Source organism: Streptomyces sp. B1I3 (genome assembly GCF_030816615.1).
Lineage (GTDB): Bacteria > Actinomycetota > Actinomycetes > Streptomycetales > Streptomycetaceae > Streptomyces.
In genome coordinates, this window is record NZ_JAUSYD010000001.1 from 5038150 (window position 1) to 5061856 (window position 23707).

The 23707-nt window shown below is 69.5% G+C and carries 15 protein-coding genes, 1 tRNA gene and 1 pseudogene; 12 read left to right on the forward strand and 5 right to left on the reverse strand.

From position 1 onward, the window contains the following. Positions 1–243: 243 nt before the first annotated feature. The 6 genes from QFZ58_RS23010 to QFZ58_RS23035 all read left to right on the forward strand — a co-directional run bounded on the left by QFZ58_RS23010 (position 244) and on the right by QFZ58_RS23035 (position 10077). Positions 244–1140: a xanthine dehydrogenase family protein subunit M gene (locus QFZ58_RS23010; RefSeq protein ID WP_307126792.1), complete on the forward strand. Its 897-nt coding sequence runs from the start codon at positions 244–246 to the stop codon at positions 1138–1140. After that, a complete protein-coding gene (locus tag QFZ58_RS23015; RefSeq protein ID WP_307126793.1) occupies positions 1137–2849 on the forward strand; it encodes a 2Fe-2S iron-sulfur cluster-binding protein in 1713 nt (570 codons plus the stop codon). The genes QFZ58_RS23010 and QFZ58_RS23015 overlap by 4 nt, the downstream gene beginning before the upstream one ends. 79 nt (positions 2850–2928) lie before the next feature. Next, entirely contained in the window at positions 2929–5262 is a 2334-nt protein-coding gene (locus tag QFZ58_RS23020) for a xanthine dehydrogenase family protein molybdopterin-binding subunit (protein ID WP_307126794.1), read from the forward strand. A 103-nt stretch (positions 5263–5365) separates the two neighbouring features. Continuing rightward, a complete protein-coding gene (locus QFZ58_RS23025) occupies positions 5366–5890 on the forward strand; it encodes a hypothetical protein (RefSeq protein WP_307126795.1) in 525 nt (174 codons plus the stop codon). A gap of 1539 nt (positions 5891–7429) precedes the next feature. Further along, positions 7430–8839: a type VII secretion-associated serine protease mycosin gene (mycP, locus tag QFZ58_RS23030; protein WP_307126796.1), complete on the forward strand. Its 1410-nt coding sequence runs from the start codon at positions 7430–7432 to the stop codon at positions 8837–8839. Positions 8840–9018: 179 nt separating this feature from the next. Next, entirely contained in the window at positions 9019–10077 is a 1059-nt protein-coding gene (locus QFZ58_RS23035; protein WP_373428672.1) for a S8 family serine peptidase, read from the forward strand. On the opposite strand, the pseudogene QFZ58_RS23040 reads toward QFZ58_RS23035, so the two are convergent. The 4 genes and pseudogenes from QFZ58_RS23040 to QFZ58_RS23055 form a co-directional block, all read right to left on the reverse strand. Continuing rightward, positions 10076–11074 (reverse strand): annotated as a pseudogene (locus tag QFZ58_RS23040) (serine/threonine-protein kinase); the annotation flags it as partial. The gene QFZ58_RS23035 and the pseudogene QFZ58_RS23040 overlap by 2 nt on opposite strands. A gap of 51 nt (positions 11075–11125) precedes the next feature. After that, positions 11126–13297 (reverse strand): serine/threonine-protein kinase, encoded by a 2172-nt coding sequence (locus QFZ58_RS23045; protein WP_307126798.1) that lies wholly within the window; start codon positions 13295–13297, stop codon positions 11126–11128. A 2-nt stretch (positions 13298–13299) separates the two neighbouring features. Next, entirely contained in the window at positions 13300–13881 is a 582-nt protein-coding gene (locus tag QFZ58_RS23050) for a hypothetical protein (RefSeq protein ID WP_307126799.1), read from the reverse strand. Between the two features lie 713 nt (positions 13882–14594). Continuing rightward, complete coding sequence (locus QFZ58_RS23055) at positions 14595–14747, reverse strand: hypothetical protein (RefSeq protein WP_307126800.1); 153 nt, start codon at positions 14745–14747, stop codon at positions 14595–14597. A gap of 326 nt (positions 14748–15073) precedes the next feature. Here QFZ58_RS23055 and QFZ58_RS23060 point away from each other — a divergent pair, with 326 nt between their 5' ends. The 3 genes from QFZ58_RS23060 to QFZ58_RS23070 all read left to right on the forward strand — a co-directional run bounded on the left by QFZ58_RS23060 (position 15074) and on the right by QFZ58_RS23070 (position 18651). Further along, positions 15074–15511 carry a hypothetical protein gene (locus QFZ58_RS23060; protein ID WP_307126801.1) on the forward strand — a complete coding sequence of 146 codons (438 nt, stop codon included), beginning with the start codon at positions 15074–15076 and terminating at the stop codon, positions 15509–15511. Positions 15512–15533: 22 nt separating this feature from the next. Continuing rightward, complete coding sequence (locus QFZ58_RS23065) at positions 15534–17909, forward strand: hypothetical protein (RefSeq protein ID WP_307126802.1); 2376 nt, start codon at positions 15534–15536, stop codon at positions 17907–17909. A gap of 94 nt (positions 17910–18003) precedes the next feature. Further along, positions 18004–18651: a hypothetical protein gene (locus tag QFZ58_RS23070; RefSeq protein WP_307126803.1), complete on the forward strand. Its 648-nt coding sequence runs from the start codon at positions 18004–18006 to the stop codon at positions 18649–18651. A gap of 101 nt (positions 18652–18752) precedes the next feature. Here the strand turns inward: QFZ58_RS23070 and QFZ58_RS23075 are convergent. Beyond that, positions 18753–18824: transfer RNA gene (locus QFZ58_RS23075), tRNA-Cys, on the reverse strand. 189 nt (positions 18825–19013) lie between these two features. On the opposite strand from QFZ58_RS23075, the gene QFZ58_RS23080 reads away from it, so the two are divergent. The 3 genes from QFZ58_RS23080 (at position 19014) to QFZ58_RS23090 (ending at position 23647) form a co-directional block, all read left to right on the forward strand. Further along, entirely contained in the window at positions 19014–20489 is a 1476-nt protein-coding gene (locus QFZ58_RS23080) for an MFS transporter (RefSeq protein WP_307126804.1), read from the forward strand. Positions 20490–20740: 251 nt separating this feature from the next. Further along, positions 20741–22522 (forward strand): DEAD/DEAH box helicase, encoded by a 1782-nt coding sequence (locus QFZ58_RS23085; protein WP_307126805.1) that lies wholly within the window; start codon positions 20741–20743, stop codon positions 22520–22522. A 480-nt stretch (positions 22523–23002) separates the two neighbouring features. Then, positions 23003–23647 carry an IclR family transcriptional regulator gene (locus QFZ58_RS23090; RefSeq protein ID WP_307126806.1) on the forward strand — a complete coding sequence of 215 codons (645 nt, stop codon included), beginning with the start codon at positions 23003–23005 and terminating at the stop codon, positions 23645–23647. Positions 23648–23707: the final 60 nt, after the last annotated feature.

Here is a 23707-nt window from a genome sequence, read left to right on the forward strand (position 1 = left end):
CCGGTCCGGGCGGACACACGAACCGAACAAGTCGTACGAACTCGCCGAAGGGTGGCATTCCGCTCAGCGGGCAGAAGGCGCCCGAAAGGTGATTTACCCCCTGGTGGGGGACGGATGCTCCCTTCGTGGACCCTCGCGTCGGTCCGCCCGGAAGATGTGCCAGAGTTGCCACGTCCCGGCCGTGAGCACGTACCGTACGGCGGACAGGCGGGACTGCCGGGACACCGGGAAGGGGCAGCTGGGTTGACCACGCACGCACCGCAGGCGATGCAGTCGGTGACGCTCCCGGCCTCGCTCGACGAGGCCGTGGCGGCTCTCGGCGCCATGCCTGCCGCCGTCCCCGTGGCCGGGGGCACGGACCTCATGGCGTCCGTCAACAAGGGCCTCCTGAGGCCCTCGGGGCTGGTCGGCCTGGGCCGGATCAGCGAACTGCGGGGCTGGCACTACCAGGACGGCCACGCCCTCCTCGGGGCCGGCCTCACCCACGCGCGCATGGGGCGGCCCGACTTCGCCGCCCTCATCCCCGCGCTGGCCGCGTCCGCGCGCGCCGCGGGCCCGCCCCAGATCCGTAACGCCGGAACGCTTGGCGGCAACATCGCCACCGCGGCCCCGACCGGCGACGCCCTGCCGGTACTGGCGGCACTGGAGGCCGATCTGGTCATCGCGGGACCCGGGGGAGCCCGACGGGAGATCCCCGTCTCGCACCTGCTGGCAGGCCGCGAGATGCTCGAGCCCGCCGAGCTGATCGGCTTCGTCCGCGTACCGCTCCTGCACGCCCCCCAGATCTTCCTCAAGGCCACCGGCCGTACCGGTCCCGGGCGTGCCACCGCCTCCGTCGCGATCGTCCTGGACCCGGCGCGGCGCGGCGTGCGCTGCGCGGTCGGCGCGATCGCCCCCATGCCGCTGAGGCCCCTGGAGGCCGAACGCTGGATCGCCTCCCTGATCGACTGGGACGGCGAACGCGGCCTGGCACCCGACGCGCTGGCCGCCTTCGGCGAGTACGTGGCCGCGGCCTGCATCCCGGACCAGGCACCACCGGACGACGGGGGAGAGGCGCCACCGCTGCCTCCCGCCGTACAGCACCTGCGGCGCACGGTCGCCGCGCTCGCCCGACGCGCACTGGGGAGGGCACTGTCGTGAGCCAGGAAGAGAACCCGGAACAGCACGGGCAGCCCGACCCGTACGGCGGCTGGCAGCCGATCCCGCAGGGCGGTGAGTACGACGCCGAGGCCACCGCCTTCGTCCACCTCCCCCCGGAGGACCTGGCGAACCTCGGCGGCGTCCCCTTGGCCGCTCCTGGGCAGGGCTACGTCCCGCCGATGATCCTCCCGCTGACCCCGGCCGCAGGGCTGGACCCCGCGGCGACGGGCAGCTGGGTCATGCAGACGCAGAGCCAGCAGGAGCATGCCGACCGGGCCGCCGGCGCGGAGGCCGTACCCGAGGCGGTGCACTGGCCCGACCCGAACAGCACGCACGAGACGTATCAGCAGCACCACCCGGACACGTCGCAGTACGGGCAGACGTCGTCCACGACGGCGCAGTGGCACTTCGCGGAGGCCGAGCCCGCCGCTCCGGCCCCCGAGCCCGTACCCGAACCCCTCGGGCACACCGGGCAGTGGACGATCCCGGTCGCCGACGGCGACCTCCCGGAGGAGTCCGGCGAGTACGCCGCCTCCGCCATGGCGTCGCAGTGGTACGCGGACACGCCCCCGGCCACGCTGCCGGGTGGCGCGCCGGCACCGTGGGCCACACCGGAGCCCACGCCCGCCCCGGAGGAGCCTTCGGCCGCTTCCGAGCCCGAGCCTCCGCGCCCGGAGCCGGAGGCCGGACAGCCGGTGGCCGGGTCCCCGGAGGGGATGGAGGGGGCCGGGTCCCACATGCCCGGCTCGCAGCTGCCCGAGTCCCAGGTGCATGAGTCCCAGGTGCCCGAGTCCCAGGTGCACGAGTCCCAGCTGTCCGGGGAAGCACGTGAAGTGGCTCCCACCGACGTACCCGGGCAGGCACCGGACGTCCCCGAAGGCGCTGAGGACCCCGACGCCGGGAGCGCCCAGGACGCCCGTGCCGACGCCCCTGGTGAACTCGGCGAAGCGGACGCCCCCGGGGATGCCCCGGAGCCCGCAGGGGCCCACGAGCAAGCCGCTGTGTCCTCCACGGACGCGGGGCATCCAGGGCATCCGGAGGATGCCATCGAAGTCCTCGGGGTTCCGGACGCGGCACCCGACCGGCTTCCGGACACCGCCCCCGTGCCCACGGACGCCCCCAGCGAGCACCCGGCGGCCTCGTACGTCCTGCACGTGAACGGCGCGGACCGCCCCGTCAGCGACGCCTGGATCGGCGAGTCGCTGCTCTACGTGCTCCGCGAGCGCCTCGGCCTCGCCGGGGCCAAGGACGGCTGCTCGCAGGGCGAGTGCGGGGCCTGCAACGTCCAGGTCGACGGCCGGCTCGTCGCCTCCTGCCTCGTCCCCGCGGCCACGGCGGCGGGCAGCGAGGTCCGCACGGTCGAAGGCCTGGCGGTGGACGGGGAACCGTCCGACGTCCAGCGGGCCCTGGCCGAGTGCGGTGCCGTCCAGTGCGGCTTCTGCATCCCGGGGATGGCCATGACCGTCCACGACCTCCTGGAGGGCAACCACGCGCCCACCGAGCTCGAGACGCGCCAGGCCCTCTGCGGCAACCTCTGCCGTTGTTCCGGCTACCGGGGCGTACTCGACGCCGTACGGGAGGTCGTCGCGGGCCGGGAGGCGACGGTGGAGGCGGCGTCCGCCGCCGACGACGAGCCGCGCGTCCCGCACCAGGCGCCCCCCGGCGCCGGCGGTGTCCAGTCCCACGCGCACGAGGGAGACATCCGGTGAACGCCGTGTCTCCCGCCTCACCGGTCACTCACACCACCACCAGCCGCTGCCGCAGCGGGGCGAACGACAAGGAGGCGGCGTGACCAGCGACGCAGCCACCGCGACCAGCACCACCCGTACGTCACCGCAGCCCGAGGGCACGGGCCCGGACCCCGAGCTGCCCACGCACGGCCTGGGAGCCTCCCTCCCGCCGACCGACGCCCGCGCCAAGACCGAGGGCACGTTCCCGTACGCGGCCGACCTCTGGGCCGAGGGGCTGCTGTGGGCCGCGGTGCTCCGTTCCCCGCACGCGCATGCCCGCATCCTGTCGATCGACCCGTCGGCCGCCGCGGCGATGCCCGGCGTCCGGGCGGTCGTCACCCACCAGGACATCCCCGGCGACAGCATGTACGGCAGGAGTGTCGTCGACCGCCCGGTCTTCGCCTCCGACCTCGTCCGCCACCACGGCGAGGCGATTGCCGCCGTCGCCGCCGACCACCCCGACACCGCCCGGCTGGCCGCCGCGGCGATCGCGGTGGAGTACGAGGTGCTCGAACCGGTCACCGACCCGGAGAAGGCCTTCGCCGCCGAACCGCTGCACCCCGACGGCAACCTCGTCCGCCACATCCCGCTGCGCTACGGCGACCCGGAGACCGTGGGCGAGGTCATCGTCGAGGGCCTGTACCGCATCGGCCGCCAGGACCCCGCCCCGATCGGCGCCGAGGCCGGCCTCGCCGTGCCCCGCCCCGACGGCGGCGTCGAGCTGTACACGGCCTCCACCGACCCGCACACCGACCGGAACCTCGCCGCCGCCTGCTTCGGCCTGGACGCCGACCGCGTCAAGGTCGTCGTGACGGGCGTTCCCGGAGCCACCGGCGACCGGGAGGACCCGGGCTTCCAGATCCCGCTCGGCCTGCTCGCCCTGCGCACCGGCTGCCCGGTCAAGCTGGCCGCCACGCGCGAGGAGTCCTTCCTCGGCCACGCACACCGCCACCCGACCCTGCTGCGCTACCGTCACCACGCGGACAGCGAGGGCAGGCTGGTCAAGGTCGAGGCCCAGATCCTCCTCGACGCGGGCGCGTACGCCGACTCCTCGTCCGAATCCCTCGCCGCCGCGGTGGCCTTCGCCTGCGGGCCCTACGTGGTCCCGCACGCCTTCATCGAGGGCTGGGCGGTCCGCACGAACAACCCGCCCTCCGGCCACGTGCGCGGAGAGGGCGCGATGCAGGTCTGCGCGGCCTACGAGGGCCAGATGGACAAGCTGGCGGCGAAACTCGGCATCGACCCGGCCGAGCTCCGCCTCCGTAACGCCCTGTCCACGGGTGACATCCTTCCCACCAGTCAGACGGTGACCTGTCCCGCTCCGGTGGCGGAACTCCTGCAGGAGGTACGCGACTTCCCGCTTCCCGCGCTCCCGAAGGACGCCCCGGAGGACGACTGGCTGCTCCCGGGCGGCCCGGAGGGCGCCGGCGAGCCCGGGGCAGTACGCCGGGGCGTCGGCTACGCGCTCGGTATGGTCCACATGCTCGGCGCCGAGGGCACGGACGAGGTCTCCACGGCCACGGTGCGGGTCCACGACGGCGTCGCCACGGTCATCTGCGCGGCCGTCGAAACCGGCCAGGGCTTCACCACGCTCGCCCGCCAGATCGTCCAGGAGACCCTGGGCATCGAAGAGGTCCACGTGGCAGCGGTGGACACCGACCAGCCCCCCGCGGGTCCCGCGACGCACGGTCGCCACACCTGGGTCTCGGGCGGTGCGGTCGAGCGCGCAGCCAAGATGGTCCGCACCCAGCTCCTCCAGCCCCTGGCCCACAAGTTCGGCATGTCCACGGAGCTCCTCCAGATCGCCGACGGCAAGATCACGTCGTACGACGGCGTACTGTCCACGACGGTCATGGAGGCCATGGACGGCAAGGAACTCTGGGCCACCGCCCAGTGCCGCCCGCACCCGACCGAACCGCTGGACGAGTCCGGCCAGGGAGACGCCTTCGTCGGCCTGGCCTTCTGCGCGGTCCGCGCGGTGGTGGACGTGGACATCGAACTCGGCTCGATCCGGGTGGTCGAGATGGCGGTCGCCCAGGACGTCGGCCGGGTCCTCAACCCTTCCCAGCTGGCGACCCGTATCGAAGCGGGCATCACCCAGGGCATCGGAGCGGCCCTCACGGAGAACCTCCGCACGGCCCGCGGCCTGATCCGCCACCCCGACCTCACGGGATACGCACTTCCGACGTCCCTGGACACCCCGGACATCCGCATCGTCAAACTGGTCGAGGAACGCGACGTGGTGGCCCCCTTCGGCGCCAAGGCCGCCTCGGCGGTACCGGTGGTGACCGCCCCCGCGGCGGTGGCGTCAGCGGTCCGCGCGGCCACGGGCCGCCCGGTCAACCGCCTCCCGATCCGGCCGCAGGCGGCGGTGGCAACACCCAGGCCCTGACGTGTGATTCGCGTTGCACGTGCAACCCGGGGATGCGGTGTGTCACCGGTGCTGACTACAGTGATCCCAGATGTTGTAGCCAGCCGGATACGGGGAGGGTGCTGTGCTGCCGAGTGAGGTCGGAGCGAGTATGGCGGCGGTGCCGTTCGTGGGGCTCGCCGCGTCGGCTGCGGGAGCCGCCGATCTGGCCACGGAGTTGACGTCGTTCACCAAGTTCCGCGATCGCATCGACGAGATCCTCCGGGACCTCAAGGCGTCGCCGGCGGGGCCGCAGAAGGTCGGTGAAGACCCGCTGTCCCGCCCGCAGTTCGGCGGCGGCGACATGCAGTGGGCGGAAGCGGCCAATCTCTTCGTTTCGTACCAGAAGGTGGTCACCGAGCTGGAGACGCTCTCCAAGCTTCTGTCGGAATCCATAGAGGGTATGAGCATCGCGGTGCTCGCCTCCCACAAGGGATACGAGAACCTGGACGTCGATATCCGGCGTCGTATGCTCGCCATCACGGACAACGCGGAGAATCACTACGGCGGTGAGTACGACCCGTCGCAGGAGTCGAAGCAGAATACGGACGCGCCGGGGACGGAGAAGTCGGCGAAGCCGACGCCCGGGGCGAGCACCGGATCGGCCTGATTGCGACGATGATCACTGGCACGACACGGGGATAGACGGGGGCAGGGGATGGACGCCAGGGAAGCCGGGCAAGGTACACCGTTCGACAGCATGAGTCACGAGACCATGCTGGCTTGGCTGGACAAGGCCAACAGTGGCGCGGTCAAGGGCGCGTCCGATCGTCTGTTGAGCGCTGCCACAGAGATCCGGAAGGTCGCTACGGAGCTCAAGGACCGCCCGCAGAGGGTCGAGTGGAAGGGCGAAGGGGCGAACGCCTTCCACGCGTGGAGCGCAGACCTGGCCAACGCGACGCTTCGCCTGGGCGACTTCAGTTCGGGTGTGTCCGAGTGGCTGGCCGAGGCATCCAATGCGATCGCTACGGCTCAGGCCTCCATTCCCCGGACGCACGCTGGTGCCCAAGCGAATCTGGACGCGGCGCACGAGGCGAGGAACGACCCGGACGCGTCGGCGGTCGCAAGGAAGTCGGCGGAGACGCTGATCGCGACCCAGGAGGCCAATCGCCACGAGGCGGCGGCCCAGATGCGGAGGCTGGCTCAGACGTACGAGTTCTCCGCCAAGAAGATGGACGACCTGGAGCGGCCGGTGTTCCCACCGCCACCGGGGGCGATCGTGCCGGACCGGAAAGATCCCGAGCTGAACTCGAGCACCGGCCGTGACTTCGGATCGGCAGCGTCGACCGGGGGGACTGCTGGTTACGCTTCGACGCAGGCTACCGGCGGCGTAGCAGCTCCGACCGAGAGTGTCGCGACCACGTCAGTTGCGCACGCAGTGTCGGCTCCGGTTGGAGCCACTGTGCAGAGACCGGTCGACATGGAGATTGCGAGGGCTGGCACGCTCCCCGACACTCCGACCGTCACGCCGACAGCCCAGCCCACTGTTCCTGGGGTCGGGAAGAGCGACGGTATGCCTACGGTTGCAGTTCCTGCGGCCGGGCAAGCACTCGTTCCGCCGTTCAAGTCGAACGTGAACGGTGGCCGGCCGGTTGTCAGCGTTCGTCCACCGACACCTTCCACGGGTGGGCCGAACCTTGGGAACACTTTTGCCGGTCGCCCTCCCCGCGACGGAGGAATCACCGGGGGGCGTCAGGTCGCGCAAACCACTGGCCGGCCGTCAGGTGGACTACCTCGTGGCAACGCAATCGGCGAAGGGGCTCACGCCGGCCGTGCACCGATGACGCACGGCCCCGGCACAAGTGGGCCGGCGGGGCAGAGTGGCGTTGTCGGTGGTCGTCGCTTGGCGGGGGAGACCGGCGGCATGGTCGGTGGCCGACCTGCGCCGCAGGGGCGAGCGCTTGGCCGTCCGTTCACTCCGGGCGGTACAGGTTTGGTCCGAGGTGGGCCGACAGCCGATGGTGCTCGTGGTACCGGCGTGGTGGGGCGCGGAGCAGGGGGCGCTCCTCAGCGGCCGGGAGAACCCCGACGTGAGAACGGTGAGCGTCCGGACTACTTGGTCGAGGACGAGGAGACCTGGCAGCAGGGCGGTAGGCGAGTCGTTCCGCCGGTCATCGACTGAGCCATAGGTACAAAAAGGGAAGAGCGGATGCGGACCAACAGCACCACGGGGGTTGCCCCTCGAACTTTTGCCCCCGTTGTGCTGGGGCTGATGCTTGCAGTTGGCACCTCGGTGCCTGCGCACGCAGACTCTGCCCGTTCCGAGCAGTGGCACCTCGACGTCATGAAGGCCGACGAGATGTGGCAGAGCAGCACTGGCAAGGGCGTCACTGTGGCAGTCATCGACACGGGCGTGGATACGTCGAACCCTGATTTGGCGGGCCGCATTCTTGAGGGCTTGGATCTGGAGACCAAGATGCCAGGCGACGAGCATGTGGACTACAAGGGCCACGGCACCGGCATGGCGGGGCTCATCTCTGGAACAGGGAGGGCCCTCGGCGGAAACGGAGCTTTCGGCTTGGCCCCCGGGGTCAAAATTCTGCCGATCCGTATGCCGAAGGCAGGCCAGGCTGCGAACCGGGCTGCAGGGGACGCACGGTTCAATGAAAGCCTCACGAAGGCAATTAAGTACGCCGTGGACCATGATGCGAAAGTCATCAACGTGTCCTTGGGGGTTTCGACCGGGTCGGACGAGTTGAGCGGTGCGGTCAAATACGCGCTGGACAAGGGCGCGCTCGTTTTTGCTGCTGTCGGTAACACCGGTGACGGATCAAATGTGGTCGAGTACCCGGCAGGTACGCCAGGTGTAATCGGTGTAGGTGCTGTCGGTAGGGACCTTCAGAAGACGGAGGAGTCGCAGTACGGATCGCAAGTTGACATTTCGGCGCCAGGGGAGGAGATGATCCATGCCTGCGGTGGTGAAACCGGTTTCTGTGAGTCGCACGGGACCAGTGACGCCTCGGCCATTGCTTCCGCCTCTGCCGCCCTGATTTGGTCCAAGTACCCCGACTGGACCAACAACCAGGTTCTGCGTGTCATGCTCAACACGGCCGGAGGCCCGATCAATGGCGACGAGCGCACGGACTACATCGGCTACGGAATCGTCCGCCCCCGCATCGCACTGAAGACCCCGGGCGACCCCGGCCCCGCCGACGAATACCCGCTCCCCGACCTCGCCGCAGCTGCGTCGCCGACGCCATCTGCCGAGCCGCCGAAGGCCGCCGGCGGCGCCGAGGAGTCGGATGCGAGTGACAAGCCGGCTGCTGCTGCCCCGGCCGCCGACGACGAGAGCGGCGGTAGCAGCACCGGCCTCTGGATCGGCGTGGGTGTCGGCGCCGCGGTTCTTGTCGGTGCTGCCGCATCATTCGCGGCTGTCCGCTCCCGCCGCCGTAAGGCGGTCGCCGTGGCCCCGCCGCCGTACGCAGGTCAGCAGGCCCCGTCGCCATACCCGCACCAGCAGACTCAGTCTCCCTACCCGCCCTACGGCACGCCAGGTGCTCAGGATCCCCACTCGCCCTATGCCGACCCTCCGAGCCAGGGTGGCGGCCCTACCAGGTGAAGGCGTTCCGCGACCGAGGGCACCGCGCCACGTCCCGGGGTCTCACCCGAGGGAAGTACCGCCGGGCAGCCACATGCGCCGGACTGGCGTCGCTGCTGGTAGGCACGTCAGCTACTACCGGCACTGCCGCGACAGTACTGTCTCAGCAGTGGCATCTGGTCGCCATGAAGGCGCAAACGATGTGGCGCACGAGTACCGGCGAAAGGGTGACCGTCGCAGTCATCGACACAGGTGTACGCGAGGTGCCTGAGCTCGCTGGGCAACTCCTCGCAGGCAAGGACTTCACGGACGGCGTCGTGGGCGAGCACGACGAAGGCGGGACCACGGCCGCCGCAGCCATTGCCGGAACCGGTAAGGGCGCCGGCGGCGAGGAAAGCGTATACGGGCTGGCGCCCGGTGCGAAGATTCTTCCGCTGAAGGTGTCGGACGGAAGCGAGGCCCCGGATTCACTGCTGCGGTCGATAACTATCAACAACGCCCTGGCACCCGCCATCCGGTATGCGGCGGACTCCGAGGCCAAGGTCATCACCGTTTCGGTAGCTGCCCGCCAGGGCAGTGCGGTCGTGGCCGAGGCCGTGAAGTACGCGCTGTCGAGAGGGAAGTTGGTTTTCGCCGCGGTCGGGGAGAACGCGAGTGGACGGGGCGAGGTGCAGAACCCCGCGGTTGTGCCGGGAGTCGTTGGTGTGGCGTCCGTCGGAGAGGATTTGGCGGCCAGCGCATACTCGACGAGAGGTCCTGAAGTGGATCTCAGCGCTCCCGGCGAGGACGTGCTCAGCGCATGTGCCGAAAAGGCTGGTACCTGTAGAAGCAGTGGCTCGGCGGTGGCCAGCGCCATCGCTGCGGCGTCGGCGGCGTTGATCTGGGCGGAGCACCCCAACTGGACCAATTACCAGGTCATGCGCGTGATGGTGAACACGGCCGGGGGCCCTACGAGCGGGGCCGTGCGCAACGACTACATCGGTTACGGAGTGGTGCGCCCCCGCATCGCCCTTCAGACGCCGGGTGATCCGGGGCCGGCTGATTCGTACCCGTTGCCTGATTTCACCGACGCGCCTGCCCCGCAGTCCGGCGGGGCCACCGGAGGTGAGAAGGCCATTCCCGTGGCAGCCGACAACCGCCACCACGCCTTCGTCATCTCCCTCGGGGTGACGGGCGTGGGTTTGCTGTGCCTCGCCCTGTCCGTCCCGTTGCTGATGGCTGACCGGCGACGAGTCGGACGAAACCTCAGCGGTCCCTGAACTGCCATGTGGCCGTGCCGCCGCCGACGGTCAGGACAGCGCCGACAGACGCGAGGCCTGTCAGAAAGCGGCGTCGGACCTGGCCCGGAGGGGAGACGGGCGCTGTCGTTGTCGACGGGGCCACTTGGCGGATCTCGGCCTGCCGCCGTTCGATCAGGGCGGCCAGGGGACCCTGACGCCAGATTCCGCTGTCTGCGTGCGGGGCCGCGAAGGCGTGGGCGATCTGCCCGGGGCTCGGACGCAGCCAGGCATCCTTGGCGAGGCACGGGGCGACGAGCCCTCGGAGGGGCTCAGGAATGAGGTGCAACTGCGGCTCTCCGTGTACCACCTCGTATTGCACAGCTGCGACGTGCCCGCCGTTGAAGGCGCGCTGACCACTGGCGGCGTACAGCAGCACAGCGCCGAGGGAGAAGACATCGGCAGCCGGCCCCACCCGCTGGCCCAGCACCTGCTCGGGTGCACCGTACCCGGGCGTCACGGGGGCCTCCCCGGTGGTGGTCAGGGTGAGCCCATGCTCCGGCCTGGCAATGCCGAAGTCGATGATGCGAGGGCCGTTCGAGGTCATGACGATGTTGGCGGGTTTGATGTCGCGGTGGATCAGTCCCGCCGTATGAATGTCCCCCAGTGCCCGGGCAAGGGCGGAAGCCAGAGCGCGCACCGTCACGTCGTCGAGGGGACCGTGGGCAGTAACGGCTTCCTCCAGGGTGGGCCCGGCCAGGAACTCGGCGGCGATCCAGGGACGCCCGCCCTCGGTCTGCGCGTCCAGCACACGGGCTACCCCCGGGCTGGAGACGGACTGTGCGGTCCAGGCCTCGCGGACGAAGCGTTGTGCCAGGTTCTGGTCATGAGCCATCTCCGGACGAAGGATTTTCACAGCAGCGCGGCGGCCCAAGGTGTCCTGACCGAAATAGACCTTTCCCATTCCGCCTTCGCCGAGGACGCCGAGAAGGCGATACGGGCCGAGGCGGAGTGGGTCTCCAAGGCTGAGCGGTTTCATGGGGTTCCTCGATATTCCGGCTCGGGTGCGTGGACAACGGGACGGCTTCCGTCACTCCATGTGCAAGGCTGTCACGCGCTCCTTGCCCACCCCGATGATCATGCGCTGGTCAGGATCCGCCGCGAAACGCTCCAGCCGAGGCGCCTGAGTCCTCACGTACTTCCGGGTGCGCAAGTCGATCGCTCCCAGCCCGGTCGTTCCTCCGTAGTAAAGATGCGTCTTGCCGACGACGGGTGGCCCGGCCAAAACGGGAGGGTTCTCCTTGGGCGTGGGGGCCTCCCACAGCAGTTCGCCGCGCGCGGCGTCGAGGGCGACGATGGCCCCGGTGAGTTCGGCCGCGTACACGACTCCCTCCCGGATGGCAGGTGCTCCGTAGTGAGTGGCGAACTGCGTTGCGTCTCCGAAATCCCGGAAGCTGCCGAACTCCCAGAGGACCGTGCCGTCGGAGACCCGAATCGCCTGGAGCAGACCCGCCCCGACGTACATCTTCTCGCCGTCCTCCGCGAGCTCGGTCCCGTTGCGGACCGGGCTGATGATTTCGTCCTTCCAGTCGGACACCTCCTTGGACCAGAGGTGCTTGCCCGAGCGACTGTCGTGGGCGTGCAGCTCGAGTTGGCTGAATCCGCCGCCCAGCACCAGCACATGCCCGATGGCCTTGGCGAACCACGCGCCGCCCTCGAAGGAGGGCTCATGCATGTGTGTGAGCGGTGTCTGCCAGCGAATGCTTCCCGAGCTCGTGTTCGCGGCCAAAAGGTGCCAGTCCTGCCCGTTCAGGCCGGCCTCACGTCCGGCCGTGAAGAAGACAGTGCCACCGGAGGCGTGGAGGAGCGCTGCCGCGGTGGTCGAAGATCCCAGGGCCTTGACGTCGGGCAGGGTGACAAGAGTGCGGTCCGACCCTCCGACCTCGTCAAGGGTAAGAAGGGCCAGGCGGTCCTTGCTGTCCCGGAGGAAACAGTAAATGGCTGAACCGTCGGAGGTGATCTGGTCGGGCAGTGTGAGCGGCATGGTGAACCAACTGCCCTTGCCGGTTGCCGGGTCCAACCCGACCAGACGAAAGACGTCTGCGACCACGACTGCGTCGGCGACGAAGAACGGTGTCGTGTGATCTTGAGCTGAGGCTGTGTCGTTGGTCCACAGGGTTTGCATCAAGCGGTGAGTGCTGCCCGCCCTCGACGCGCCCTCGCCGAAAAGCCTCATCCCGGCCCAGCCGCCCGCCCCCACCCCCGCCACGGACAACCCGGCAACGGTGAGCAGCCGACGGCGGGACATCCCGGTGCGACGTGGTGTGGGCGCTTCGGGCGCCGTGCCCGCCCGTTCCGGGGGCGCAGGGAGCCGATGGGGCCGGTACTGCCAGACCTCGGCAGCAAGTCGGCCGATCACCGCGAGCAGTTCGGCCGGCAGGTGGTCCACGAACTGGCCGTGGCCGTCGTGCAGTTCCCGCGCGAGTTCGGCCGTCCCCGGGCGCGCGGACGGATCCTTGGCGAGGCAGCGGGTCAGAAGCGGGGCGAGCGATGAGGGTACGCCGGTGAGATCGGGGTCCGCGTACCGCACCCGGTAGATGAGGTCTGCGGCCTGCCCGCCACCGAAGGGGCCGTGGCCCGTGGCGGCGAATACTAGGACTCCGGCAAGGGCGAACACGTCGCCGGCCGGTGTCTGCTCCTGCCCGCCGGCCTGCTCCGGCGACATGTACGCGGGCGTGCCCGCGGCCGTCCCTGTGCGGGTGAGCCGGTCGTCGCCCAGGGCACGGGCGATGCCGAAGTCGATGACCTTCGGTCCGTATGCGCTCAGCATGACGTTGGACGGCTTCAGGTCGCGGTGCACCACGTCCGAGCTGTGGAGTTGGCCGAGCGCGCCGCACAGCGCCGCGCCCACGGCACGCACCGCGGTCTCGGGCAGCGGACCGTGCCGTGCGACGGCCTCGTCGAGAGGCGGACCGAGGACGTACTCCGTCGCCAGCCAAGGTGTTTCGGCCAGGGGATCTGCGTCGAACACCTGGGCACCGTGCCGTCCGCCGATGACACGGGCAGCATCTGCCTCGAGGCGGAAGCGGGTACGGAAGGTGGTGTCCGCGGCGATGCGCGCGTGCACGGTCTTGAGCGCGACCGTGCGGCCGCCGGGGGAGCGCGCCAGGTAGACCGTTCCCATGCCACCGCTGCCGAGCCGGGCGATCAGCCGGTAGGAAGCGGTGGTGTGCGGGTCGTCGTGGAGAAGGGGTTCGAGCACGGTCAGCTTCCGGAGGGCAGGGGAAGGTCGGCGGCGAGGATTTCCGCGGACTGGCGAGCGATGGCCGCGATCACGCGCCCCGGGAGGGGAAACGACCTGGCGGCGGCGTCGACGACGGTGGGGGCACCGGTGGTGGCCGAGGCGCCGGCGGGGAGTAGCGCGCTCAGGACGTCGGCGGCTCGTGGACGTGCGGCCGGGTCCCGGGCCAGGCAGGTCGGTACGACCGACCGCAGCAAGGGCGGGAGCTCTTGGCGGTCGGGCACCGTGTGCCCGGTAGCCGCGTACGCGAGGACCGCGCCCAGCGCGTAGACGTCACCGGGCGGACGTGGGCGCCCGCCGGTGGCTTGCTCGGGGGCGAGGCTGCCAGGCTCGAGGCCGGGCAGGCCCGCTCTCGGTGTGCCGTCCGGCGCGGCGGCCCGGGCAGCACCGAAGCAGGTGACCCGGGGGCCGTCGGGGGCCAACAGTACGGCCGTGGGGGAAAGTCCGGCGTGGGTCACGCCCACTGTGTGCGCGGCGACGAGCGTCTCCGCGAGGCAGGCACCGAGCGCCCGTAGCGTCTCCTCCGGCAGAGGCGCTCCGTGCACGGCCAGAGCGGTCGGAAGCGGAAGAGCGGGCTCGTAGGGGCGAGCGCACCAGGCGGGCCCGTCAGGAGGCGAACACTCGGTGACCACCGATGCCCACGGTCCCATCGGAAGCTGCGCGCCCGTGCCTCCACACGAAACCGGTTGGGGTCCGCTCCGCTGACGGGAAGACTCAGCATGACGGTGCGCTCACCATCAGCAGTGCGCGCGATGTATCGGCGCTCGGAAACGGGCATCGCGCCGGTGCCCGTGGGATCCAGTCGGGTGATGACGAGGTACGGCCCGACCTGCCGGGCGGAGGCGTGACGCGGCGTGTGCATGAATCGTATTCCCCCGAACGAAGACTTGACCGGGGGAGCCTACTCAAAAGGCTCATGCAGGGTGGGAGAGGGGAAAGGGCGCCCTGGCCAGGTCGACGATGCCGGTCAGTCCGGGGCCGGATCCGGCGGGGGAGGCCGGACCTGTGCCACAGCCGTCAGGGGGCCGGGAGAAGTTCGGAGGGCACGGCGGGGGCGTTGTGCAGCCCATCTGCCGCGTCACTGACTGTGCGAACGCGCTGAGCAGCTCCCACCGCAGTTCAACCCCCGGATCTGCACCCGTCACCTGGAATTGGAGCGGCAGGTCCGTCGACTGCGACGCAACTGCTCCGGGTACTGCACATCCCGCGAGCAACTGCGAGCGTGCCGGGCCGGGGTTCCGGCGCCACGTACATCAGCTCACTCGCCTGACGCCATGCCACAGCCGATCTTGGGATCACCCATCGACCCGAGTGGGAGCACGGACCACTTCACCGACACATCCCCGGTGCCACGGTGCTGTTCGCCCTCGAACGTATCGATGCGGCAGTCGGTGTAGGAGTTGGGCAGCAAGTCCGCTTCCTGCCACTCGGTCCGGGTCGCCTGCCGCCTCCGCACGGCTGGCCAGCGGACTTTCGGGCCCGTGCCTCATGAGCCGGGCTGCGAGGTGGTTGCAGTGCCGGCCAAGGGGCGAATTCCCTGCTTCTTGCTGAGTACTGAAAGCGTTCGGGTCTCGAGCCTCGCATTGCGGTCTTCCCCATACCTTTCGAACCCGCAACTCGCCGTAGGGGAGGGGATCCGACACCTGGACAGGCTGGTGATCGGTGAAACTGAACGGTTAGCGTGGGCGTCAGCGATAGCGAGGTCGACGGCAACCGGGAACAAGTACGGGGGAATACGTGACGTTCGACGCAGAATGGGCGGCTCTTCGGGCGGAATCGACCCAGCGGGTCGACATGCGGCTCAACAGCCTTCCGGCGGAGGGAGGCGGCAGTGGCAGTGGTCCGGCGGATGCCGATCTCGCCGTCGACCGGGACAACCTGGGTGCCATCGGGCATGACGCGTACACCCTGCACACCCGGCTCGCCAAGGACGGGGACCACGCACGACCCTCCACCTTCGACGCGGCGATCGCGCTGACGAACGGCAACTTCACCAGCGGGTCCGCGTTGCTCAAGGTGCACGACCGCTGGCAAACGCACATGAAGACGTTGCTCGGCGCCTGCGCGCAGATCTCGAACCACCTGGACTACACCAAGTCCGCCCACATGAAGGACGACGTACAGATCGGCGGCGATCTGATATCCGTCTCCAAACTGAACGAGTACCTGAAGTAGTCCACGGGGGAGCGCAGGAACGATGGAGTACGCGGACATAATCGACGCGCCGACGACGAAGCTGAAGACGGCGGCCGACGACTGGGCCGACATGGTCACGAAGCTGGACCGGCTGGCCGACGACGCCAACGACGGCATGAAGGTCAAGGCGGACAAGGCCGACTGGGCGGGCGCCAACGCGGGCGTCACCAAGGGGTTCATCGGCAAGACGGCCAAGGAGTTCAAGGACGCCGCCGCCGAGGCCAAGGGCGTCAAGCAGATCCTCGAAGAAGCGCACACGGCCATCAAGAAGGCCAAGGACGAGCTGATCAACATCCGGGACCACGAGGGGCCGGCGGCTGGCATCCACGTGGACGCCAAGGGCAAGGTCACCGCGCGGCACCCGGTGGAGGACATCCCGCCGGCGCAGCGGCATCACGACCCCGACTACCCGGACTTGGTGCGCCAGCAGAAGGAGAACATCGCTGCCTGGCAGAAGAAGATCGACGGCATCGTCGAGACCTGCAACGACACGGACGTGTCCTTCAAGAACTCCCTCGAGGCCAACGTCACCGAGGGCAAGGACTTCAGCGCCCCGAAGTACACGAAGATGGACCAGGAGGAGGCCGCCCGGGCTGCCGCCCTGGCCGCCAAGGGCCGCGACATCACGCACACCGAACTCACTGCGCTCAACGAGCTGCTGCACGACAACGGCAAGTCGCCGGATTTCGCGAAGAACTTCTACGAGAAGCTCGGACCGGAGAAGTCGCTCGCGTTCTTCGGCCAGCTCTCCAGGGACACGTACGACTACAGCAAGGTCGACAAGGAACGCCTCAAGGATGTTCAGGCGCTCCAGAAGAACCTGGGCCTCAACCTGGCCACGGCCTCACACGACAAGGCATTCACCGCCGAGTGGGGTCCGGAACTGCGCAAGCTCGGCACGGAACGGATCCCGCTGTCGAAGTACGACAACGGCGGGCCGTTCGGCTATCAGCTGCTCGGCGGAATCATGCGGTACGGGAACTACGACGCGAAGTTCCTGAACCCGATCGCCGAACACGTGGCACAGCTGCACCAGAAGGACCCGTACATGTTCGCCGACAGCAAGGTGGTGAACAGTCCCTTCAAGAACCCGTTCAACCCTTCCGGTGTCAACGGAGCCGGCTACGAACCGACCACGGCCATGCTGGAGGCGCTCGGCAACAGTCCGGACGCGGCGAAGCACTTCTTCGCTGACCCGCCGACCGCCTACAACGAGGACGGCACGGTCAACAAGGGCGCCACCGCGAACCTCGGGGAGGCGGACGGCAAGGCGATCGAGAACTACCTCGACTTCTTCGGCACCGAGAAGTGGGAATCCTTCGGGGACGTCAACTCGCTGGACAAGAAGGAGGGGGAGGCGTCCCTCGACCACATACCTGACGCTCTTGGGCACGCCTTGGAAGCGGCGACGCTCGGTTATCCGGTCGGACACCCGGACGCGGGCGTGGTGCGGGACGCGGACAATGCCACGATCATGGAACAGGTCATGCAGAAGTACGGCGAGGACGCCAAACTGCTCAAGGCGCACGAGTCGATGGCTGACAGCCTGGGCACCATGGGTGCCGGCTACATCGACGACATCAACTGGGCACTGGACAAGAACGGCGATGACAGCGTCTTCGCCCCGGGTAAGAACGTCGACGGGCACATGGATTTTGCCGACGCCGAGGACGGCGAAGGTCGGGGTATCGCAAGGAAGTTCCTGAGCGTTCTAGGCCAGCATCCGGACGCGTACGCGTCGGTGAGTGCTGCCGAGCAACTGTATACGAGCAGTGTGTTGGAGGCGCAGGTAAATGCCGACGGGGACATTGACACAGGGGATGCCCGAAGGGCAGTGAGAATCGGATCCGGGGCGCAGGGCATCCTGGATCAGGCCCGTGCGGATCAAATAGAGGCCACGAACCTCAAGACACACGAAGATTACGAGAAGGCGGCAGAAAAGCGTGCTGGGTGGGTGGAGTTCGGTAGCACCGCGGCTCTCGGCGCCGGAGTGGCGACAGCCGCGTTCTTCCTGCCGGCGGCCCCGGTCATCGGCGCTGGCGCACTCCTGGTACCCATTTTCACCGATACGGCGACCGGAGCCGTCGAACAGCTCATGGGAGATGTGCTGGGCGGCATGGGCGAGAAGGTGATCGACGAGAACAAAGAGAAGATGGACGATCTCACCGACACGGAAAAGTACGCCGTGTACACCGCTGGAGAGGTGTACACGGAGACACCGGTCGAAGACTTTGCGTCGCGGCACAAAGAAGAGATCGACAAGTTGGACGCGAGGACGGAGGGCTCGTTGGTTGAGGACTTGCATGAATCCAGGCTCGTCGGTTACCAGGACGGCAACCTTCGTGCGCGGGTCCAGGGCACCGGGCCCGAGGCTTGATCTGTGCGAATGGCGCTGTCAGGGGCAAACGGTTGCTGGTGAACGGGCGGATGGGACGAACCGAAGGCGAGACAAGGGAAGCGGGTGCGCGGAGGTGCGGCGATTGCTGACGGCTGCGGGGATGGTCCTGGCCTTGGGGGCGGGGAGCGTGGCATGCGGCTCCGGCGAGGAGGAGCACCCGCAGTTCGTCGGGGCCGATGAGGTGTGCGGCGGTCTGTTCGCCGGTCCGCCGGCGGAGATGCTCGAAAAGGTGACGGGGAAGAAGGTCTTCGCCTGGGAAAATGGAAACGGCATGGAGAAGGTCGTGTCGGCCCTCAAGGAGGGTTATGCGTCAGGACGTTCGTGGGCTGGTGGAGCACACCTGTGTGAACCCGATCCGAAGGGAGGGGGGCTGGGTGATGAAGCGGGCGTCTCGTTCTCCATGTACGCCCCGCAGGACGTGAAGGATGAACGTCTTCCGGCCGGTGGCGAGTTGTACACCATGGGTTTGCAGTCTTCGGTGAGGCGGGGTGGTGCATCGCTCTACTTCGAGTGCGTGAGTCCTCAGTTGGACGGTTCGGACAAGTCGCCACTGCGGATCCAGGGCGGTTTCGGGAGGGGGGAGAGCGATGCGCCCGACACGCGTGAGTACCGCAACATGAACATGAAGATTCTGCACGCCATGGCGCTCAAGCTGGTGAAGGAACTCGACTGCGAGAACAACGGCGGCCTGCCGAAGACCCCCGTACTCACCCCGAAATAGCGCCCTGGGCATACGGCATCGGCCGCCCCCTCACCATGGGGGCGGCCGATGCCGTCGGGTCTCGCGTTGAGGCGGTCTCCGGAAATAGCCGGGTACCGCGGAGGCCGTGACCGGATTCGAACCGGTGTAACTCGAGTTGCAGTCGAGCCCCTGAACCACTCGGGCACACGGCCAGGTGTGTTGTTCCCTGTGTCACCGACCGTACGGGCGCGGCGCCGCACCGCTCAAGGGCGGCGGCCGCCCCGCAATACGACTGCCATACGGCGTTCACGCCCGGGCCCGTGGACCTACGACCAACGGCGGGGCCGCACTCCTCCCACCGACAGGGGTCACCTGCTGTTTCGGCCCTTACTCTGGGGTCCATGAGTGTCCTGGAACCGCGTGACGCCGAGCTCTCGGCCCCCGTCGACGACATCGCCGCCTACGCCCCTTCCGAGGGTGTGCTGGGGCGCACGTACCGGGCGCTCAGTGTCGGCATCGTCTCCGTGGTCCTGCTCATCGCCTTCGAGGCGACCGCCGTCGGTACGGCGATGCCGGTGGCTGCCCGGGAACTGCACGGCATCCCGCTCTACGCGTTCGCCTTCTCCGCGTACTTCACCACCAGCCTCTTCGCCATGGTGCTCTCCGGGCAGTGGGCCGACCGGCGCGGGCCGCTCGCGCCGCTCGCCACCGGTATCGGGGCGTTCGGCGCCGGGCTGCTGGTCTCCGGGACCGCGGGGTACATGTGGACGTTCATCCTGGGGCGGGCCGTCCAGGGCGTCGGCGGCGGGCTCGTGATCGTGGCCCTGTACGTGGTCATCGGGCGGGCCTATCCGGAGCGGGCCCGGCCCTCGATCATGGCGGCGTTCTCGGCGGCGTGGATCGTCCCGTCCGTCGTGGGGCCGCTCGGGGCCGGGACGGTGACCGAAAACCTCGGCTGGCGCTGGGTCTTCGTGGGGATCCCGGTGCTCATCCTCCTGCCGCTCGGTCTGGCCCTGCCCGCGATCCGCCGGATGGCCTCCGGGCCGGCCGACGCGGTGGCGGGGGCACAGCCCTACGACCGTCGGCGCCTCCGGCTGGCCCTGGGCATCTCGCTCGGTGCGGGACTGCTGCAGTACGCCGGGCAGGAGCTGCGGTGGCTGTCGCTGCTGCCGGCCGTGGCCGGTACCGCGCTCCTCGTGCCGGCCGTGCTCGGGCTGATGCCCCGGGGCACGGTGCGGGCCGCGCGGGGGCTGCCCGCGGTGATCCTGCTGCGCGGGATCTCGGCCGGGTCGTTCATCGCCGCGGAGTCGTTCGTCCCGCTGATGCTGGTGACCCAGCGCGGGCTGTCCCCGACGATGGCGGGGCTGTCGCTCGCCGCGGGCGGCCTGACGTGGGCGCTCGGCTCGTACGTCCTGGCCAGGCCGCGGCTGGAGCCGTACCGCGAACCCCTGATGGTGGCCGGCATGGTGCTGGTGGCCCTCTCGATCGCCGCCGCGCCCGCCGTGCTGATCGAGGCGGTGCCGGTGTGGACGCTGGCCGCCGTGTGGGGTGTCGGCTGCTTCGGCATGGGCGTCGTGATCGCCTCGACGAGCGTGCTGCTGCTGAAGCTGTCGGCACCGGAGGAAGCCGGCGGCAACTCCGCAGCCCTGCAGATCTCGGACGGGCTGGCCAACGTCCTGCTGCTCACCGGCGGTGGTGCGGCGTTCGCCGCGCTCGGTGGCGGCGCGGTGGGCACTGCCGTGCACGGGGCCGTGGGCAGCGGGACCGCCGGGGCCCGCCCGGGGGCCTTCGCGGCGGTGTTCCTGCCGATGGCGGTGGTGGCGCTGGTGGGGGTCTGGGTGGCGAGCCGGGTGCGGACTTCCCAGACGTACCGGTGATGCGGCGGAACGCCTGGTCACCGCCGCGGCCCCGGGAGCGGTGGACGAGGTGAAGCGCATCGGCCAGGCCCTTCGCGACCCGGTCGTCCCCGACGTGTGACAGCCGTCGCACTATCCGGGGCAGGGGCGCCGTCGAGGGCGGATTCCGTCCCGCCCGCCGGTAGGGTGGCCCGGTTGTCGTATCGCGTGCGGGCTGCTTCCGGCCCGTACGGACACCGCCCCACGTACCCGAGTGCCCCGAACCGGAGACCGTGACTACTACCGCCTCCCACCACCTCTCACCCGCCTTTCCCGGCCGCGCCCCCTGGGGCACGGCCGGGAAGCTGCGAGCCTGGCAGCAGGGTGCCATGGAGAAGTACGTCCAGGAGCAGCCGCGCGACTTCCTCGCCGTCGCGACGCCCGGCGCGGGAAAGACCACCTTCGCGCTGACCCTCGCCTCATGGTTGCTGCACCACCACGTGGTGCAGCAGATCACCGTCGTCGCGCCGACCGAGCACCTCAAGAAGCAGTGGGCGGAAGCCGCTGCCCGCATAGGCATCAAGCTGGACCCGGACTACAGCGCCGGACCCGTGAGCAAGGAGTACCACGGGGTCGCCGTCACCTACGCGGGCGTGGGCGTGCGCCCGATGCTGCACCGCAACCGGTGCGAGCAGCGCAAGACGCTCGTGATCCTCGACGAGATCCACCACGCCGGTGACTCGAAGTCCTGGGGGGAGGCCTGTCAGGAGGCGTTCGACCCGGCGACCCGGCGCCTGGCCCTCACCGGTACGCCGTTCCGGTCGGACACCAACCCGATCCCCTTCGTGGCGTACGAGGAGGGCAACGACGGCATCCGGCGGTCCTCGGCCGACTACACGTACGGCTACGGCAGCGCTCTCGCCGACGGGGTCGTCCGCCCCGTGATCTTCCTCAGTTACAGCGGCAACATGCGCTGGCGCACCAAGGCCGGGGACGAGATCGCCGCACGCCTCGGCGAGCCGATGACCAAGGACGCCATCGGGCAGGCCTGGCGCACCGCGCTCTCGCCCACCGGCGACTGGATCCCGAATGTGCTGGCCGCCGCCGACAAGCGGCTGACCGAGGTCCGCAAGGGCATTCCGGACGCGGGCGGGCTGGTCATCGCGACGGACCAGGAGTCGGCGCGCGCGTACGCCAAGATCCTCAAGTCGGTCACCGGCGAGAAGCCGACGGTCGTCCTCTCCGACGAGAAGGCCGCGTCCAAGAACATCGACACGTTCAGCCAGGACGGATCGCGCTGGATGGTCGCGGTCAGGATGGTGTCGGAGGGCGTCGACGTGCCGCGCCTCGCGGTCGGCGTGTACGCCACCACCATCTCGACACCGCTCTTCTTCGCGCAGGCGGTCGGCCGTTTCGTACGGTCGCGGCGGCGTGGCGAGACGGCCTCGGTCTTCCTGCCGACCATTCCCATGCTGCTGGACTTCGCGAACGAGATGGAGGTCGAGCGCGACCACGTGCTCGACAAGCCCAAGAAGGGCAGCGACGAGGAGAACCCGTTCGCCGAGGAGGACCAGCTCCTCGCGGACGCGGAGAAGCTCGAGGACGAGGAGACCGAGGAGCAGCTTCCCTTCGAGGCGCTGGAGTCCGACGCGGTCTTCGACCGGGTGCTGTACGACGGTGCCGAGTTCGGCATGCAGGCGCACCCGGGGAGCGAGGAGGAGCAGGACTACCTGGGGATTCCGGGGTTGCTGGAACCCGACCAGGTGCAGTTGCTGCTCCAGAAGCGGCAGTCCCGGCAGATCGCGCACAGCCGCCAGAAGCCTGCCTCGGAGGCGGACCTGCTGGAGAAGCCGGCCGAGGGCAGGCCCGTGGTCACGCACAAGCAGCTGCTGGGGCTGCGCAAGCAGCTCAACACGATGGTGTCGGCGTACACGCACCAGAGCGGCAAGCCGCACGGGGTGATCCACACCGAGCTGCGGCGGGTGTGCGGCGGGCCGCCGAGCGCGGAGGCGACGGCCGGCCAGATCCAGGACCGGATCAAGAAGGTGCAGGAGTGGGCCACCCGGATGCGGTGAGCCACCACCGCTGAGGTGTGAGCGGGCCCGGTACGGCGAAGTGCGCCCCGTACCGGGCCCGTTGCCGTCACCGCTCCGGGGGCGTACGGGCGCTCGCGGGGGCGCGCGAGGCCCGCTCGGGCACAAGTTTCTGCAACAATTATTCACGGTTGGTTAACAATCGTTCACAAGTGGTGCACGGAGTGTCGCGGTGACGTCCTTCGACATGAACGCGCGTAGATGTTCGCGTTCCGGACGCTTTCGCGTTGACCGGCGGTTATGCCGTCGCGTTCGGCGGCGGGACCGGATTCTGGACGAGGTCTTCCGCTGAGCGGACCCGCTCGCTAATGTCCCCGAAACATGAACGCGCCGTGGCAGCGTGGCCGCGGAGCGCAGCCGGTGCCATGGCCAGTCGGCGGCCTCTCGGTGCGTCGCCGATGGGACCGGCGTCGGCACTCCGAAGAGAGAACCGCCCCGCTCACCAAAGAGGGAGAGGGCGTCGTGACCGCGGAGACTTCTCAGACGCTCGACCGGGGACTGCGTGTCCTCAAACTGCTCGCCGATACCGATCACGGCCTGACCGTCACCGAGTTGTCGAACAAACTCGGCGTCAACCGCACCGTGGTCTACCGACTGCTCGCCACTCTGGAACAGCACGCCCTCGTCCGGCGTGACCTGGGCGGCCGGGCCAGGGTCGGCCTGGGCGTGCTGCGCCTCGGCCGCCAGGTGCACCCCCTGGTCAGGGAGGCGGCTCTGCCCGCCCTTCGATCGCTGGCCGAGGACATAGGGGCCACCGCGCACCTCACGCTGGTCGATGGGGCCGACGCGCTCGCGGTCGCCGTCGTCGAGCCGACGTGGACCGACTACCACGTGGCCTACCGGGCCGGCTTCCGGCACTCGCTGGACAGGGGGGCCGCGGGCCGGGCCATCCTCACCGCCCGGCAGAAGACGGTCACCGACCACCCGGGCTACACCCTCACCCACGGCGAGCTCGAAGCCGGCGCCTGCGGGGCGGCGGCGCCGCTCGTCGGGGTGTCCGGGGTGGAGGGCAGCGTGGGCGTGGTGATGCTCGCGGACGCCGTACCGGAGCGGGTCGGGCCCCGGGTGCTGGACGCGGCCCGCGAGGTCGCGGACGCGCTGCGCTAGTTCCGCCCCGCCTCGCCCCCACCCCGCCTGTCACGGTGGGAGACGGGGAGCGGAGCAGCG

Coding starts and splice junctions, on each gene's coding strand:
- QFZ58_RS23065 (WP_307126802.1), top strand. CDS start 15,534: ATGGAGTACGCGGACATAATCGACGCGCCGACGACGAAGCTGAAGACG.
- mycP (WP_307126796.1), top strand. CDS start 7,430: ATGCGGACCAACAGCACCACGGGGGTTGCCCCTCGAACTTTTGCCCCC.
- QFZ58_RS23080 (WP_307126804.1), top strand. CDS start 19,014: ATGAGTGTCCTGGAACCGCGTGACGCCGAGCTCTCGGCCCCCGTCGAC.
- QFZ58_RS23035 (WP_373428672.1), top strand. CDS start 9,019: ATGTGGCGCACGAGTACCGGCGAAAGGGTGACCGTCGCAGTCATCGAC.